Annotated in this window: 15 protein-coding genes; all 15 read left to right on the top strand. The window is 50.0% G+C overall.

The window, feature by feature from the left end; genetic code table 11:
- Nucleotides 1-117: 117 nt before the first annotated feature.
- The gene (locus ACN0YN_RS04675; RefSeq protein ID WP_417383828.1) at nucleotides 118-486 is read left to right on the top strand and encodes a response regulator; all 369 of its coding nucleotides are present in this window, start codon (nucleotides 118-120) and stop codon (nucleotides 484-486) included.
- Nucleotides 483-1529 carry a protein-glutamate methylesterase/protein-glutamine glutaminase gene (locus ACN0YN_RS04680; protein ID WP_417383829.1) on the top strand — a complete coding sequence of 349 codons (1047 nt, stop codon included), beginning with the start codon at nucleotides 483-485 and terminating at the stop codon, nucleotides 1527-1529. The genes ACN0YN_RS04675 and ACN0YN_RS04680 overlap by 4 nt, the downstream gene beginning before the upstream one ends.
- Before the next feature lie 14 nt (nucleotides 1530-1543).
- Nucleotides 1544-2386, top strand: a complete 843-nt coding sequence (locus tag ACN0YN_RS04685) for a CheR family methyltransferase (RefSeq protein ID WP_417383830.1) — start codon at nucleotides 1544-1546, stop codon at nucleotides 2384-2386.
- Between the two features lie 300 nt (nucleotides 2387-2686).
- Nucleotides 2687-4009: a putative sugar nucleotidyl transferase gene (locus ACN0YN_RS04690; RefSeq protein WP_417383831.1), complete on the top strand. Its 1323-nt coding sequence runs from the start codon at nucleotides 2687-2689 to the stop codon at nucleotides 4007-4009.
- Nucleotides 4010-4453: 444 nt separating this feature from the next.
- On the top strand, nucleotides 4454-4681 hold the full coding sequence (locus ACN0YN_RS04695) for a hypothetical protein (protein ID WP_417383832.1): 228 nt from the start codon (nucleotides 4454-4456) through the stop codon (nucleotides 4679-4681).
- Nucleotides 4682-4873: 192 nt separating this feature from the next.
- Nucleotides 4874-5152, top strand: a complete 279-nt coding sequence (locus ACN0YN_RS04700; protein ID WP_417383833.1) for a ribosomal protein L7/L12 — start codon at nucleotides 4874-4876, stop codon at nucleotides 5150-5152.
- A 314-nt stretch (nucleotides 5153-5466) separates the two neighbouring features.
- The gene (locus ACN0YN_RS04705; RefSeq protein WP_417383834.1) at nucleotides 5467-6711 is read left to right on the top strand and encodes a hypothetical protein; all 1245 of its coding nucleotides are present in this window, start codon (nucleotides 5467-5469) and stop codon (nucleotides 6709-6711) included.
- A 49-nt stretch (nucleotides 6712-6760) separates the two neighbouring features.
- Nucleotides 6761-8041 carry an ABC transporter permease gene (locus ACN0YN_RS04710; RefSeq protein ID WP_417383835.1) on the top strand — a complete coding sequence of 427 codons (1281 nt, stop codon included), beginning with the start codon at nucleotides 6761-6763 and terminating at the stop codon, nucleotides 8039-8041.
- Between the two features lie 10 nt (nucleotides 8042-8051).
- Complete coding sequence (locus tag ACN0YN_RS04715) at nucleotides 8052-8741, top strand: ABC transporter ATP-binding protein (protein ID WP_417383836.1); 690 nt, start codon at nucleotides 8052-8054, stop codon at nucleotides 8739-8741.
- A gap of 37 nt (nucleotides 8742-8778) precedes the next feature.
- Entirely contained in the window at nucleotides 8779-10374 is a 1596-nt protein-coding gene (gene modA, locus ACN0YN_RS04720) for a molybdate ABC transporter substrate-binding protein (protein ID WP_417383837.1), read from the top strand.
- Nucleotides 10375-10484: 110 nt separating this feature from the next.
- Nucleotides 10485-11522 (top strand): ABC transporter permease, encoded by a 1038-nt coding sequence (locus tag ACN0YN_RS04725; protein ID WP_417384122.1) that lies wholly within the window; start codon nucleotides 10485-10487, stop codon nucleotides 11520-11522.
- 57 nt (nucleotides 11523-11579) lie between these two features.
- Nucleotides 11580-12311, top strand: coding sequence for an ATP-binding cassette domain-containing protein (locus tag ACN0YN_RS04730; protein ID WP_417383838.1), 732 nt, complete (start codon nucleotides 11580-11582; stop codon nucleotides 12309-12311).
- A 1-nt stretch (nucleotide 12312) separates the two neighbouring features.
- Nucleotides 12313-12591 carry a MoaD/ThiS family protein gene (locus ACN0YN_RS04735; RefSeq protein WP_417383839.1) on the top strand — a complete coding sequence of 93 codons (279 nt, stop codon included), beginning with the start codon at nucleotides 12313-12315 and terminating at the stop codon, nucleotides 12589-12591.
- Nucleotides 12592-12648: 57 nt separating this feature from the next.
- On the top strand, nucleotides 12649-13398 hold the full coding sequence (locus ACN0YN_RS04740) for a HesA/MoeB/ThiF family protein (protein ID WP_417383840.1): 750 nt from the start codon (nucleotides 12649-12651) through the stop codon (nucleotides 13396-13398).
- A 40-nt stretch (nucleotides 13399-13438) separates the two neighbouring features.
- The gene (locus ACN0YN_RS04745; protein ID WP_417383841.1) at nucleotides 13439-14872 is read left to right on the top strand and encodes a neutral/alkaline non-lysosomal ceramidase N-terminal domain-containing protein; all 1434 of its coding nucleotides are present in this window, start codon (nucleotides 13439-13441) and stop codon (nucleotides 14870-14872) included.
- Nucleotides 14873-14925 lie beyond the last annotated feature (53 nt).

Consider the following 14925-nt stretch of genomic DNA (forward strand, 5'->3'; position numbering starts at 1 on the left):
CAGTTTGATTTTCCGTCAGAGACAGAATGATTTCTGTATCCAAGTTCAGTTCACACTGAATCTGGCGTCAATTTAATAACATAGAGCTATTTTTTACATACTGGGAGACCGGTGAAAATGAAGACAATATTACTTGTGGACGATTCCCGCGCAGTCCGTCTGGTAGGACGACGAATCATGGGAACCTTCGGGTTGAATGTTCTGGAAGCAGAGGATGGAAAACAGGCTCTGGAGGTCGCTCGTGCGAATCCGGAATTGGATGCCGTTCTCCTTGACTGGAACATGCCGATCATGGATGGGATGGAGTTTCTGACGGCATTACGGGCTGAAGCACGTGAAAAACAGCCAATTGTGGTAATGTGCACAACAGAAAATGATATGCCTCAAATCGTACAGGCCATGCAGGCAGGTGCAAACGAGTATATTATGAAGCCATTTACCGAAGACATTGTTCGGGACAAACTGGAAGAAACAGGTGTTCTGTGAGCCATTCGATCATCAAGGTATTGCTGGTCGATGACTCAGCCGTGATTAGGGGCTTGATGACTCAGGCGATTAATCTGGATGCGGAAGTGAAAGTGGTAGGCTCTGCTATGCATGGTCAGACTGCTCTCACCTGGCTGGAGAAAAATCAGGCTGATGTTGTGGTTCTAGATGTTGAGATGCCTGTCATGGACGGGATCGCATGTCTGAAACAGCTGAAGCTGAAGTATCCGGAGCTTCCTGTAATCATGGCCAGCTCTCTGACCCGTGCAGGAGCAGAGATCACACTCCAGGCGCTTGAACTGGGTGCAGCAGGTTGTATTCCAAAGCCCGTTGCCACCAATGCGTCAGCAGCGATTGAGCAGGTTGCTCGAGATCTGCTGCCTCTGATCAAAGCTCTGGTGAAAAAACAGAATTCCAACCAGTCGGATTACTCACGTTTTCAGACGTCAGTCATCCAACGACCTGCCAAAACACCGATGGTGATGGTGGTAGGCTCCAGTACTGGTGGACCGAATGCACTCAGAACCATGTTGACTGCATTACCCGAGAAATTTTCGTTACCGATTCTGATTGCCCAGCATATGCCTCCCCTGTTTACGAGGACTCTGGCTGAACACATCGAACGGGATACAAAGCGTCCTACCTCTGAAGCCAGAGACGGGGCGTTGATTGAACGGGGGCATATTTATATTGCCCCTGGAGATTTTCATATGGTGATTGATAAGCAGAATGACCGGATGATAATCCGCCTGAATCAGGATGCACCAGAACATTTTTGCCGCCCTTCCGTCAACCCGTTATACGCTTCTGCTGCCAAATGGTATGGCAGCTCAGTACTGGCAGTCATGCTGACCGGTATGGGAGATGATGGCATCGAAGGCGCGGAATCAATCAGTGAGCGTAAAGGTTATATTATCGCACAAGACGAGCAGAGTAGTGTTGTCTGGGGAATGCCTGGCGCGATTGCCAAGGCAGGACTGGCCAGCCAGGTCTTACCACTCAGGAATATTGCTCCTGAACTGGCCCGACTCTGTTCTTTATAGAAAGTGGTGATCTCGTGTCTCCAGAAGATTATAATTTCATAACCAATTTTTTATTGGATACCACAGGTCTTTCTCTCGGTGAGAATAAAGAGTATCTGTTGGAAGCCCGCCTGATTCCTCTGGCACAAGCTCACGGTATGAACGGGATCCAGGATCTTGTATTGAGTTTGAAATCAAAGATGGATTCGAGTCTGGAAAAAGAAATCATGGAAGCGATGACGACCAATGAATCGTCCTTCTTCCGTGACCGTCGTCCGTTTGATGAACTCAAGGCAACCATTTTACCGGAGATCATTGCCGAACGTAAAATGACGCGAAAGCTGAGAATCTGGTGTTCTGCCTGCTCGCATGGTCAGGAGCCGTACAGCATCATGATGCTGTTACGCGAGAATTTCCCGGAGCTGAATGACTGGAATATTCAAATTATTTCGACGGATTTGTGTAGTAAAGCTCTGGAGAGAGCCCGCGAAGGCGTCTATTCACAATTTGAGGTCCAGCGTGGTCTGCCCGTGCAGTTGCTGATGAAATATTTTGAGCAATGTGAGCAGGGCTGGAAAATCAAACCCGAGCTGGGAACTGGAATTCAGTGGAAGCATTTAAATCTCCTTGAAGATTTCAGACATCTGGGGATGTTTGATATTGTGTTCTGCCGCAATGTCCTGATTTATTTCAAACCAGAATTGAAAAAAGACATTTTAAACCGTATCAGCAGCCAGTTGAATTCCAGCGGCACGCTGTTACTGGGAGCCGCTGAAACGGTATTGGGGATTTCAGACAAATACAGCAAACAGTATGGATGTCAGTCTGCCATTTACCAGCTGGCTTCTAATGCTGAAGCAGCTCCGATTGCCAGATAACAGGCTTACCTGTCAGGACCAACTGTGTCCGAAATTATTAAATTCCATTTTCAGAACCCGGTAGATCAATACCATTCCGGATTGTCTTACCGGGTTTTTTCTCTTTTCAGAGTGCGAAATAAATAAAAAGAATGTGTGAAAATTAAAATGGGCCTGAAATACCGGCGTCTGATATCTGTCGTCAGAAACTGCCTTTCCTCAATCGTGTAAATCTGTTATGACTTTACCGCAGGAAGTTCGTTACCTGGTACCATTGATTTCAACCACTCTTTTCATCGATTTCGCACAGGGAAGTGCAAAGTGAATCGACTTGCATTTTTTGAAGACCGTTCTGCACTGCAGTTTACCCCCATCGCATTGATGAGGCCGGTATTTGAACTGCTGTGCGGTCAGTTTTCTGCGCGTGAGCGGATGTTGAAATCACTGCCTGTCGAGGAATGGGGCGTTTTGATTCGCCCTGCTCTGACGGAAGTCTATTCAGAAGAATTTCCAGAAGCACGCATCAATGATGCCATCTGGCTCAGTGATGCACCCACACTGCTGATCAACGGACGCTGGCTGCCTGCCCTTCATGAAATTCCTCGTCTGGCGAATGTCACCGCTGAGAGTGTCGGGATGATGGGGGATACGGTTGCTTACCTGTTGCTGGAACCCGAAGAGGCGGCATTGTTGACAACGGATGCCTGGGATGATGCGATTCAGAAGATTGCCTCAACCAGAACACAGGTGGCCGTCGATGGTACTGAACTGCATTACCCCTGGGATCTGGTCAATCAGAACCGTCAACAACTTGTAGATGACTTTTCATTGTCTAAGTCATTACGACCTTCAACAGTCAATAACGAGAACCTGACGATAGTAGGGCCAGCGGATCTGGTCAGTGTCGATTCCAGTGCCGAGGTTGATCCTTTTGTCGTCTTCGATACTCGACAGGGGCCCATTGTAATCGATCGGGATGCCCGGATTCAGGCTTTCACACGAATTGAAGGTCCTGCTTATATTGGACCGGGCACACAGCTGTTCCGCGCGAATATTAAAGCAGGTACATCTGCCGGGCCACACTGCAGACTGGGGGGAGAGATCGAGGAATCGATTTTGCATGGTTATGCCAACAAATACCATGATGGATTCCTGGGCCACTCCTATATCTGTCCCTGGGTGAATCTCGGAGCACAAACCAGTAACAGTGATCTGAAAAACGATTATTCTCCGGTCAAAGTACCACTGGCGGGAATTCCCATTGAGACCCATTCCGTTAAGATCGGGTGTTTTATTGGCGACCATACCAAGACCGCGCTCAACAGCCTGTTCAATACCGGTTCCTCAGTCGGCGTGATGTCGATGGTTCTCCCGGTAGGCGAGTTACTGCCAAAACATATTCCCTCCTTCTCACGCTTCTGGCTGGGACGTATTGACAGTCAGATTGATATTGCTGATCTCTTCGAGCTGGCAGATACATCCATGCGTCGACGCGGCCTGTCGTTGACCACTGGTCAGCGTCTACTGCTGGTTTCGCTACTGGAAGAGACTGTGGAAGAGCGTCAAACGGCAATTCGCTGGTGGGATCAGAAACGAGGGATCACATCTGCTTCCAGCCCTCAACTGCCCGTCGAGAGACATTGAGCTGCCTGGGCAGCCTATTCAAATTATGCTGCGAGAAGAAGCGAACTCACCGTTGATCTGTGTTGTCATACAGGTGTGAAACGCTTATGCGAAAGCTATATGGGAAACTTGAGGAAAATCCTGCCCGGGAAGGTGATTTCGTAAGAATTATCATCTTGATGTAAGAATGTCGCAAATTGACGACAGTTCTTTTTCGGTCAAAACCGCAATTGTGAATTTTACTATTGCCGATGATACGAAAGCTTCAATCATAGCAGGCATTTAAGCAGGTTTGTCTGGTCATTCGGATTTTTCGGGCGGTTTGGTACAGTCCTTGCGATTCTCTTACTCGTCAGGCTTTTCCAGGGGTGAAGAGCTGCAGCCTCTCGAGCCGTCAGGCTGGGGACTGTGAATTCAAGTTTTTTAAGACAAAGTGTTACGATGATAAATCAGGAGAACAGGGTCATGTCAGAACAGGTCATGGAAGAGTTGTGGAATGGGTTGTCGCCAGCAGCAGATCGTAGCGATCTGGCAAATGCTGTGATTGACCGTCTGCTTGAGTTGAATATTGATCTACAGGAAGTCTCACTGTCAGATATGAAAATGCTGCTGACGCGTGCTTACACTCACAAGGCGCGTGTGGATTCACAAAAACGCAGCCGACGAATTTCTGATTGTGTCGTTGTGTCTTAACATGTCCCGTTCCCTGAATTATTCTGCGTAATTCAGGGAACGGGATTGAAATTGTACTTGAACAACGAAATATAATGGTGGTAGAACAGTGATGCATACTGCTGATTTCTGAATCAGCTTTGCAATATAACAGGTAGCAGGCTGATGTTGGTCTCCCTGTTACCTGTCCCTGCTCTTTGAGGAACTACCACCGTGAATGATGAGAATCAGCCTGATTCATCAGGCCAGGATGATGCAGCCAACGGTCAGTCTGAGGTCGCGCAACATATTCTGGAATCGCTCAGGCAGGGAAATAAAATTCAGGCCATCAAAGATTATCGCGAATCAACCGGCGCAGGTCTGAAGGAATCAAAAGAAGCCATTGAGGCCCTGATCCAGAAATATGACATTCAGATGAAGTCGGGTTGTGCATCCATGTTGCTGCTGGCCTCTTCTCTGGTCATGATCCTGCTCTTTGTCTGGATTCAGTAAATTCACAGGCGGTTGCTTTCTGTTCAGATCGGAATGCCGATCGAATTGCTCACACACGCATTGTCAGAATGCCGGAAAATGCCGAAATCGTGTGAATTCTCAGGTCAAGCAGTGATTACTCATTCAAAACGCCCTCACAAATCAGTTCTGATAAAAGTTTCGTGTTGAAATCATCTTTTCTTCACATTTACCTCATACTTTGTCATCATAGTATGCATTGATATCGGTTTATGAGACTTGAAGATACAGAGAGACGGCCGAATTCAATAACCGCAGCGACCCGCCAGACCTGACCCTCCATAAAAGGTGATTACATGAAACGGTGTTTAACATCACTCGTTGTTCTTGGAATCCTGTTAACGACCACAGTGATCTGGGCCTGCTCGGTTCCAGTTTTTCGATATGCACTGGAACGCTGGCCCGCTGATAAATACAGTGCGGTTCTGTTCCATCGTGGTAGTTTAACGCCGGAACAGCAGCAGCTGATTTCTCATTTTGACCAGGCAGGGACGATTGCACAAAAGTCTGCCAATGTTGAATTGAAACTGGTTGATCTGGACGCCGAGCCGGCTCCGGAAGATCTGGCACTGTGGAAGGCGCAAAAATCGGAAACGCTGCCTTTACTGGTGATGCGAACTCCCCTGCCCGCTCCGGTTCCCACAGGTTTCTGGTCAGGTGAACCGACGGAAGAAAACATTTCCCGCCTGATTGATTCTCCCCTGCGTCAGAATATTGCGAAACAGCTGATCGATGGCCAGACTGCAGTCTGGGTCTTTCTGGAAAGTGGCGATGCCGCGAAAGACAAAGTCGCCCGCGAACTGCTGGTCAAAGAACTCAAGCGGATGGAAAAAACGCTGAAGCTGCCAGAGATCGAACAGGCTGATATCGAACAGGGGCTCGTCAGTGTTTCGCCGGACAGTTTGAAGTTGAAATTCAGTATGGTGACCTGCTCTCGCGATGATTCTGCAGAACAGTCTCTGACACAGATGCTGCTGGCGACGGAGAACGATCTGAAAGACTTTGATTCAGAACCGATGGCATTACCCGTATTCGGACGTGGCCGCGTGCTGTATGCACTCATAGGCAAAGGGATCAATCCGGGAACCATTGAGCAGGCTTGTCGAGATCTGACCGGGCCCTGCACCTGTCAGGTGAAAGATCAGAATCCGGGTACCGATCTGTTAATGTCTGTACCCTGGGAAAAACTTGTCACGCCAGCGACACAGGATGAAAAAGAACTGCCGCCGTTGACGGGGTTGACCAGCTTTTCAAACAGTGATGCCGAAAAAAATGACTCTGCTTCCATGCCTCAACTGCTCAATAAACAGGTCGGTTCTGAAAGCCAGGCTACGGAGAAACCCGTTGCGGAGGAAGCAGGTCCGAGTGAGACTGTAGCAGAGGCCGTTTCCACTGAAACGAGTGAGGGGACGACATTAACTGCAGAATCTCAAGGGGCTGCTCCCGTGCATTATAAGATTGAATTATTTCTGCTGGTCGGCTCGGTTGTGCTTGTCATTCTTCTGGCGGGGAGTTACATGCTGTTAGCACGAAAACAGTAGTGTCGATTGAGAGTACCATGAACGGCTTGTTTAGAAGGATGTAAAATCAATGTCGCTATTTCACCTGGTGATTCAGGAAATGCAGCATCGCAAGATGAATTTTCTGCTGGGGCTGTTGTCGGTTGTGGTGGCAGTCGCCTGTCTCGTGGCGGCGTTGACGTTATTGCAGGCAGATGAGATTCAGACGGAACTGATTCTGGAGAAAAAATCAGTCGAAGTGAAACAGGCAGGCGCGCAGCTCGAAGATGCGATGCGAAAAATTACGAAAGGTCTGGGATTTAATATCCTGATTTTACCGGCGGATGAGGATCTGAGTGAATTTCATCTGACGGGAATCGTCGAAAAAACCATGCCTGAAGACAATGTGACAAAACTGGCCGAATCAAAAATCGTGACAGTCAATCACCTGTTGCCTATGGTTGCCAAAAAAGTCACCTGGCCGGAAAAAGAGTGTGAAATCATTCTGACCGGGACACGGGGAGAAGTACCCCAACTGGAGCGTGCCTTGAAAAAACCGCTTCAGCAGCTGGTGCCGGAAGGCAAGATGGTGCTTGGATATCAGATTCAGAAAAAACTCGGCCTTAAAACCGGTGATGAAGTTAAACTGATGGGCAAACCATTCAAGGTGAGCCAGACCTACCTCGAACGGGGGAATTCCGATGACAGTACCGTCTGGATTAATCTGAAAGAAGCTCAGGAACTGCTAGGCATGCAGAATCTGGTAAATGCGATTCTGGCACTTGAATGTAATTGTGCAACTGAAGACCGCGTCGCGGAGATTCGCAAAGATGTCGGCGAAATTCTGCCAGGCACACAGATTATCGAACGCGGCCCTCCTGCTCTGGCGCGAGCCGAAGCCCGCAATAAAGCACATGCGACCGCTGTCGCATCACTGGAACAGGAAAAGGCCAACCGGATTCAACTGATTGAACGACACGCCGATTTTGCGGCTGTACTTGTACCGCTGGTGGTTCTGGGGTGTGGTGCCTGGATCGGTTTTCTGTCACTTGAAAATGTGCGACGCCGCGCAACAGAAATCGGCATCCTGCGTGCGATTGGACTCCGTTCTTCTCAGGTCTTTGGGATCTTTATTTTCAAGGCAGTACTGATTGGTCTGATTGGTGCCTTGCTCGGTTATTTTCTGGGATATGGAATCGGAGTGATCTGGGGCAAGTTGCCTGAATCGATTGAACCCAGGGAAGTACTTTTCTCTGGACGCTGGTTGCTGCTAAGCCTGGTGTTCGCCCCGCTTCTGGCCAGTTTTGCCAGCTGGATTCCCGCTTTGATGGCAGCCCGCCAGGATCCTGCCACCATTCTTCAGGAAGGATAATTAGATCCCGATGTTACTTGAACTGGAACAACTGTCGAAATCATTCAAATCCGGCCCGGGGCGGGTTCAGGCGGTCGATGGGATCAGTCTGACCGTCGACACGAATGAGTTCGTAGCGATTCAGGGACCCAGTGGCTGTGGAAAGTCGACGCTGCTGCTGATGGTGGGAGGCTTGCTCAGCCCCGATTCCGGTGAGGTACTGATTGAAGGGACCAATCCTTACCGATTATCCAATGATCAGCGCGCCCGTTTTCGTTCGCAGCATCTGGGGTTTGTCTTTCAGCAGTTCCACCTGGTACCTTATTTAAATGTACTGGATAATGTGGCAACCCCTGCACTGGCGTCGAATCGTACTCATGCCCGGGAGCGTGCCCGTGAACTGATTACCCAGTTCGGACTTGAGCAGCGATTGCATCACACACCAGCCCAGTTGAGTACCGGTGAAAAACAGCGGGTGGCGCTGGCACGAGCCCTGTTTCATCAGCCGAAAATTCTGCTGGCAGATGAGCCGACGGGGAATCTGGATAGCGAAAATTCCGAAATCGTACTCGAAGCCTTAAGTCAATTTGCCGAAAACGGAGGCTGTGTGCTGATGGTCTCTCACGACGATCAGGCGGTCCAGACGGCACAACGGGTGTTGGGAATCAGGGATGGTCACCTCGTCACGCCCGATGACTCAGAAACATTAGTCAATTCCTGACAACACACTCAGCGCAGAATATAAACAGGACAAGAGAATGAAATACTTTGGAAAACAGGATATTCCACAGCCGAGTCGTAACGGGAAAGTGTCAGGACTCATGATCGCCGGCGGTTCGCTGGTCTTTCTGGTGATCATGCTGGCGGTTTTGGTTTATACCCCTCCGAAAGATACACCTCAGAAATCAGCTTCAACTGAGGGCGCTTCTGATGGAGAGCAGGATGCACTGGTGATGTATTGTGCCGCGGGAATCAAGCCCCCGATCGCCGAGATGGCAGCGCAGTTTGCTGAAGAAGAGTTCGGCATGCCGGTCCATCTGCAATACGGCGGTTCCGGAACTCTGTTGAGTAATCTACAGGTCGCAAAAAAAGGTGATCTGTATCTGGCAGCGGATACCAGTTATATCGAAATTGCCCGGGAAAAGGGGCTGGTTCAGGAAGCGATTCAAGTGGCCCAGATGCATCCGGTCATTATGGTTCAGAAAGGAAATCCCAAGGGGATCAAGTCAATCGATGACCTGCTGAAAGAAGATGTGACGGTGGCTCTGGCGAATCCCGATGCTGCTTCGATCGGCAAGCTGACGAAAAAACTGCTTACGAAAAAAGGGAAGTGGGAACCACTTTCCAAGTCGGCTCGGGTATTCAAGCCTACGGTCTCCGAAGTGTCTACTGACGTCCTGCTGGGAGCTGTTGATGCGGCCATCGTGTGGGATGCGACTGTCAATCAGCATCCGGAAAAGGCAGATATGGTTGATGTTCCCGAATTTCAGGAAGCGATTAAGAATGTGACTGTAGGCGTGTTGACTTCGTCTCAAAAGCCTCAGGAAGCACTGATGTTTGCCCGCTATCTGCAGGCACCCGAAAAGGGCCAGAAAGCATTCGAGAAGCTGGGCTATCAGACTGTGCAGGGAGATAAATGGGAACCACATCCCACAATTCTGCTGTTCAGCGGCGGTGTAAACCGACTGGCGATTCAGGATACGCTGAAAGAATTTGAGCAACGAGAAGGTGTGACGATCAATACCGTCTTCAACGGGTGTGGAATCCTGGTGGGGCAAATCAACAGTGGTCAACGGCCTGACGCTTACTTTGCCTGCGATACATCGTATATGGTTCAGGTCCAGCCCCAGTTCCAGACTCCCCTGACTGTGGCGGAAACGGATATGGTCATCATCGTGGAAAAAGGAAATCCCAAAAACATCAAGACGATCTACGATCTGGCTAATGACGACCTGCGCATCGGTCTGTCTCACCATGAGCAGAGTGCTCTGGGAGCATTAACGAAAAAACTGTTGAGCTCTCTGGAGCTGAATGGTAAGAACCTTTACGATCAGGTTCAGCCTAATGTGAAAACCAACACGCCGACAGCGGATCTTCTGGTGAATCAACTGCGAACCGGTTCCCTCGATGCTGCGATTGTCTACCGGGCAAATCTGCCTTACGTGAAAGATAAAGTTGACATTGTCGAAATCAAATCGGGCGATCCATTGGCCCAGCAGCCGATCGCGATTCTTAAAACCACCGCTTATCCCAACTTGATGCAGCGTCTGGTCGACAGGCTGACCTCTACTCCATCGCGCAGCCTTTTTGAATCCATCGGTTTCCGCTGGCGGATTACTCCGGAGTCACTATGAGCGGGACCAGCCCGGAAGAACAACCCCGCAAATGGAAGTCGCGATCTGATCTCCCGTTTTATGCTGTTTTTGTTACGGTCAGCGCTGTCTATGTGTTGCTGATTGTGGCGATGCTGGCAGCAGAGGCGACCTATACCACGCCAGGTCATATATTACGTTCATTTCGAAAGCCGGAAATTCAATATGCGATCTGGTTGAGCCTGGTTTCCTGTGCGATTACGACAGTGCTCTCTCTCTGGGTTTCGGTACCAATCGGTTACCTGATGTCACGGCATAAGTTCCCGGGAAAAACTTTGATCGACGCCATTCTGGATATTCCTATAGTGCTGCCTCCGTTGGTCATTGGACTGTGCCTGCTGATTCTGTTCCAGCTTCAGGTACCTCAGATCGAATGGTTGAATGAACTGGCAGGGGTGAAATCGGTAGTCCGAGATATTAATGAGGTTCCTGGACACGATCAACTGTCGACAAAGACAGATGAGTCGCTGGAAGCTCACGATTCAGACAGTGAAGAGCAACTGCAGGCAGATGAAGACCAGCCACTGGTTGCACAGAAACCTGTTGTTGACGAACAATTGCATGTAGACGAACAACTGCATGCTGACGAAGAACGGCTGGCTGAAACACAGAAGTCGATGGAAGATAAACCAGTATCAGTCGATCAGACGCAATCAATTGATGAACTGATTCGTAAGATCACCAAAGTGCTCTTTGGCAGGTCAATCGGTGTGTCTTATGAGATTCCTAGTGTTATTCTGGCGCAGTTCATGGTCGCCTGTGCATTTGCGGTACGTACTATGCGAGTGACTTTTGACCAGATCGGCCCCCGTTACGAACAGGTGGCTCTGACGCTGGGGTGTAACCGCGGGCAGGCTTTCTGGCGTGTGGTCTTTCCACAGGCTTACCGGGGACTGCTGGCAGCAGCGACGCTGGCGTGGGCCCGTTCCCTGGGAGAATTCGGGCCGATTCTGATTTTTTCGGGGGCAACCCGTATGAAAACAGAAGTGCTGCCGACAACCGTGTTTCTGGAGCTGACTGTCGGTAACATTGAAGGTGCCGTTGCTGCTTCCCTCATTATGGTTGTGTCTGCCTTGATCGTACTGATTATTGCCCGTATGTTTGGACTGACGCGCGGCACTGCAATATAAACATGATTTTTTCAACTCTGCTGCACCAGAGTACTCAACTACCTGATTTGACAAGTTATGATTTCAGTAAAAAACCTTTGTGTCCAGGTTGGCGAATTCCGTTTGAAAGATGTCAGCTTTGAAATTCCCAGTGGACACTATGCAGTCTTGATGGGTAAGACTGGCAGCGGTAAAACGACCATTCTGGAAACGATTTGCGGCCTGAAGAAAGTCCAGTCAGGCTCTGTTTCCCTGAATGGAATCGAGATGACACATGCCAGTCCAGCGGAACGCGAAATCGGTTATGTTCCCCAGGATGGCGTTCTGTTTCATACCATGACAGTGCGGGACAATCTGTCGTTTGCTTTAGAACTGCGAAAATGGAAGCAGCGGGATATTAACGTACGTGTTGAAGAACTGGCAGAACTGCTGGGAATCAGTACCCTGCTGAATCGAACCCCCTTTGGTCTGAGTGGCGGGGAAACGCAACGTGTCTCCCTGGGACGTGCTCTGGCTGCGAAACCTTCCATTCTCTGTCTGGATGAGCCTTTGAGTGCCCTGGACGAAGACACTCGCGGAGATATGTGTACCCTGTTAAGTGAAGTGCAGCGCGTGACCGGCGTGACGACTTTACATATTACACATAATGCCTCCGAATCAGAGCGACTGGGGGATATCAAACTGGTGATCACAGAAGGCATCGTACACAGCCTGTCATCGGATACTGCTGGAAACCCTGATGGTTCTGCTGCTGATAATCAGGTACTCGAAACAAAGTCAGACCCTTCGGCGAGAATGAAAGCGCAATAGCATGAAGATTAAAGTGGAATATACCGCCCAGGTCAAAAAAGCGGCTGGTGTTGGTGCTGAAGAATACGAAGTCTCACCAGGCAGTACACTGCAGGATCTGGTGAAGCAGGTCGCGGAAACGCATTCAACCGCCCTCAAGCCTCTGCTCTTCCCGGATTCAGACGCATTGCACCCCTCCATCCTGTTGTTTGTTTCCAACGAGCAGGTATTATGGGAAGAACCACTGACGCTGCAGCCTCAGCAGGTCGTGACCATTCTCTCCCCGATTTCCGGTGGATGAGAAACAGAGCTTCAGCAACGTAAAACAGAAATCCCGCCTCAAAATACAGGAGTCATAATGTCCGGTTTCGCTCCCCTGACGGATGAAGAACGAGCAGTTTATGAGTGGCAGATCTGGGTGCCCGAATTTGGAGAAGCCGGCCAGGAGAAACTGAAAAATGCATCGGTTCTGATCTCACGCTGCGGTGGTCTGGGGAGTGTGGTGGCATATGAACTGGCAGCAGCGGGAATCGGAAAACTGGTGATTGCGCACGCCGGCAATGTCAAACCCAGCGACCTGAATCGTCAACTGTTAATGACGCATGACTGGCTGGGCAAACCACGCGTCGAATCGGCTGAACGGCGTTTAAAAGAGTTGAATCCCCGTCTGGAAATTGTGGCAGTTCCGGAAAATCTCAGTGAGGAAAACGCAGAGCGGCTGGTGAATCAGGTCGATCTGATTGTCGATTGTGCTCCGCTCTTCCCGGAACGCTATGCCATGAACCGTCAGTCGGTATTGCAGAATAAGCCGCTCGTGGAATGTGCCATGTACGATCTGGAAGCCCAGCTGACGACATTCATTCCGGGGCAGACCGGTTGTCTGGCCTGTCTCTTCCCACACGATCCTCCGGCGTGGAAACGGGAGTTTCCCGTGTTCGGAGCTGTCTCAGGTACCGTCGGCTGTATGGCGGCAATGGAAGCAATCAAGGTACTCAGTGGTCTGGGGGAGACACTGGCTAATCAACTGCTGATGTTTGATTTGCGTGACATGACATTTCAAAGAAACCGGATTCTGCGCCGAAAAGACTGCGCTGTCTGTGGAGCCTGATCATTTAATTGAAACTGAAGCAATGCTTTGAGGACTTACCATGAAATCTTTCTTACTGCGTTTACTGCTGGTGACTGTTCTTGCCAACTGGTCTTCGTCTGTTGCAATAACACGGGTTGCTGCTGCGGAAACGGATGCGAAATCGGAATGGCGCGGTGCTGCTGCTTCAGTTGTGATCACACCAGACAAACCCATGTGGATGTCAGGTTATGCCGCCCGTACGAAACCCTCGGAGGGAAAGGTGCATGATCTATATGCCAAGCTGTTGATTCTGGAAGACACCCGCGGTCAAAAAGTGGTGATCATTACGACTGACCTGATTGGAATCACGCGTGCACTGCGAGATCCGATTGCTGCGCGTCTCGAATCGGATTTCAATATTCCCTCAGCTGCGCTCCTGATGAATGCATCACATACGCATTGCGGACCCGAATTACGGGAAGATAAAGCGACCCAACGGGGACTGGGAGGAGATCGAGGTGCGGAAGCCCGTCAGTACACGAAAATGCTGGTTGAGAAACTTCTCAAAGCGATCGAAACAACTCTCCCGCGACTTGAGCCGGTTCAACTGAAGTATGCATCTGCGCGTGCTGGATTTGCCATGAACCGTCGTCTTCCTACTTCAGAGGGCGTTATTAACAGTCCCTATCCGGAAGGTCCAGTCGATCAACGGGTGCCGGTACTGATCGTAGAGCGACCGGACAGTTCTCTGGTGGCTGCACTGTTTGGTTATGCCTGTCACAACACGACGCTCAGTTTTTATCAGTTTTGCGGCGACTATGCCGGGTATGCCCAGGAATATCTGGAAGCCGCTCATCCGGGGATGGTAGCGCTGTTCATGATGGGCTGTGGAGGAGATCAGAATCCCTATCCGCGACGGTCTCTGGATCTCGCGAAACAGCACGGTCGCGCACTTTCCAATGCCGTCGAAGTGGCTTTGTCCGTTAAGCAGCCTCGTACAATTCATGGACCGCTGGGAGTTGCCCTGGAAGAGGTGGAACTGGAATTTGCGACTCCCCCTTCCCGGGAAGAACTGCTCAAACGCAAGGAATCAGGCAATAAATATGAGCAGAGCCATGCGGTTCGACTGCTGGATCAGCTCGAAGAACGCGGAGGCATTCAGACGAGTTATGCCTTTCCGCTGCAGGTCATTCAGTTTGGGAAAGACCTGACTTTAGCGGCCATTTGTGGTGAAACTGTTGTGGATTATTCTCTCAGGCTGCAGCAGGAACTGAAATCGGGAACCGGGAACTCCGGCGAACTGGAACCCGTTGTCTGGATTGCCGGCTATTCGAACCACGTATTCGGCTATCTTCCCAGTCTGCGGGTCCTGAAAGAAGGCGGTTATGAAGGGAATAGAGCCATGATTTATTCTTCGTATCCCGGCCCCTTTGCTGAGTCGGTCGAGCAGCGGGTGGTTTCCAAAATTCACGAACTGACAAATCAGGCCAGAAAATCGGCTCAACAAAAATAGTCCTGCTCTGGTTTTGTTTCACTTTTTGTCTTGGGGCATGGATTTTTAATTTT

The sequence above is a fragment of the Gimesia sp. genome, from assembly GCF_048260065.1.
In the GTDB taxonomy this organism is placed as follows: domain Bacteria; phylum Planctomycetota; class Planctomycetia; order Planctomycetales; family Planctomycetaceae; genus Gimesia.

Excerpts from the sequence above, each read along its gene's own strand:
- ACN0YN_RS04675 (WP_417383828.1), top strand. The coding sequence starts at position 118 with ATGAAGACAATATTACTTGTGGACGATTCCCGCGCAGTCCGTCTGGTA.
- ACN0YN_RS04695 (WP_417383832.1), top strand. The coding sequence starts at position 4,454 with ATGTCAGAACAGGTCATGGAAGAGTTGTGGAATGGGTTGTCGCCAGCA.
- ACN0YN_RS04705 (WP_417383834.1), top strand. The coding sequence starts at position 5,467 with ATGAAACGGTGTTTAACATCACTCGTTGTTCTTGGAATCCTGTTAACG.
- ACN0YN_RS04710 (WP_417383835.1), top strand. The coding sequence starts at position 6,761 with ATGTCGCTATTTCACCTGGTGATTCAGGAAATGCAGCATCGCAAGATG.
- ACN0YN_RS04715 (WP_417383836.1), top strand. The coding sequence starts at position 8,052 with ATGTTACTTGAACTGGAACAACTGTCGAAATCATTCAAATCCGGCCCG.
- modA (WP_417383837.1), top strand. The coding sequence starts at position 8,779 with ATGAAATACTTTGGAAAACAGGATATTCCACAGCCGAGTCGTAACGGG.
- ACN0YN_RS04725 (WP_417384122.1), top strand. The coding sequence starts at position 10,485 with ATGCTGGCAGCAGAGGCGACCTATACCACGCCAGGTCATATATTACGT.
- ACN0YN_RS04730 (WP_417383838.1), top strand. The coding sequence starts at position 11,580 with ATGATTTCAGTAAAAAACCTTTGTGTCCAGGTTGGCGAATTCCGTTTG.
- ACN0YN_RS04735 (WP_417383839.1), top strand. The coding sequence starts at position 12,313 with ATGAAGATTAAAGTGGAATATACCGCCCAGGTCAAAAAAGCGGCTGGT.
- ACN0YN_RS04740 (WP_417383840.1), top strand. The coding sequence starts at position 12,649 with ATGTCCGGTTTCGCTCCCCTGACGGATGAAGAACGAGCAGTTTATGAG.
- ACN0YN_RS04745 (WP_417383841.1), top strand. The coding sequence starts at position 13,439 with ATGAAATCTTTCTTACTGCGTTTACTGCTGGTGACTGTTCTTGCCAAC.